Source organism: Rhizobium sp. 18055, assembly GCF_902706285.1.
In the GTDB taxonomy this organism is placed as follows: Bacteria; Pseudomonadota; Alphaproteobacteria; order Rhizobiales; family Rhizobiaceae; genus Rhizobium.
Genome location: NZ_CACSKD010000450.1, coordinates 1 through 397, shown reverse-complemented (window position 1 = coordinate 397; position 397 = coordinate 1). Strand labels below are relative to the sequence as shown.

Genomic DNA, 397 nt, shown 5'->3' with positions numbered 1-397 from the left:
GTATGATATGACTCCGTCGTGACTAGATACAGTTTATCTATTAGCAGAGTCCCATTTCAAAGGACAAGATTAAATATGAAAAATGCTTATATCATCGATGCCATCCGTACCCCATTCGGCCGTTATGCAGGTGGACTCGCTCCAATCCGTGCCGATGATTTGGGTGCAGTTCCAATTCAAGCCTTAATGCAACGTAATCCAAGTGTTGATTGGACAAAAGTCGATGACGTGATCTACGGCTGCGCCAACCAAGCGGGTGAAGACAACCGTAATGTCGGTCGTATGTCTGCACTGCTTGCTGGTTTATCGGTTGAAGTCCCTGCCACGACTGTGAATCGCTTATGTGGCTCATCACTCGATGCGATTGCCATGGCAGCGCGTGCGATTAAAGCCGGCG

The 397-nt window shown here is 48.4% G+C and carries 1 pseudogene; it reads left to right on the top strand.

The window, feature by feature from the left end:
- Positions 1-75: 75 nt before the first annotated feature.
- A pseudogene (locus tag GVL52_RS29965) lies at positions 76-397 on the top strand (3-oxoadipyl-CoA thiolase); the annotation flags it as partial.